The organism is Chromohalobacter sp. HP20-39 (genome assembly GCF_033052815.1).
Lineage (GTDB): Bacteria > Pseudomonadota > Gammaproteobacteria > Pseudomonadales > Halomonadaceae > Chromohalobacter.
Map to the genome: position 1 here is coordinate 1 of NZ_JAWHTP010000119.1, position 497 is coordinate 497.

At 51.7% G+C, this 497-nt stretch carries 1 pseudogene; it reads right to left on the reverse strand.

The features are described 5' to 3' along the window. Positions 1-211: pseudogene (locus tag RVY79_RS17230) on the reverse strand (hypothetical protein); the annotation flags it as partial. Between the last annotated feature and the right edge of the window lie 286 nt (positions 212-497).

Here is a 497-nt window from a genome sequence, read left to right on the forward strand (position 1 = left end):
GTCGCTGCGTGATTCCGTCGGTTTGCCAGAGGATGCGCAAGAACGTCCAATGACCGTACATGACGTCGTGTTCCTTCAAACGAATCTGTAACGCCTTCGACAAGCCTCGATACGCCTCCTTGACTAGGTGTGCTATGCGTTCATCAGTTTGCTTGCGCGGTGTGGATTTCGCCGTGCCCATTTCGACTTTGGCTGGTTCCTGTTTTGTCATGTGTGCCTCTACCAATCGGAGATTGCGAAAGCAGTGATTATCGCAAAACGGCTGCAGGTCGGATTCACCCCACCCAAGTAGTAGTGGTGACTTATTCACACGAAATCTTCATGTACGGCTCGTGAAAAGTGCGTAGTTGTACCTAGATTGGTGGATGACTTCGATAATCGCAGCCGTATGAACGTAACTTAGGTTGGTAAGTATAGGCAGGAATGAAGTGAGTGAACCTTGGCGCTCGTTAGGAGGGCCGTGGGCGGCGGTCTCGCGGCCGGATCTCGGTTGAAAA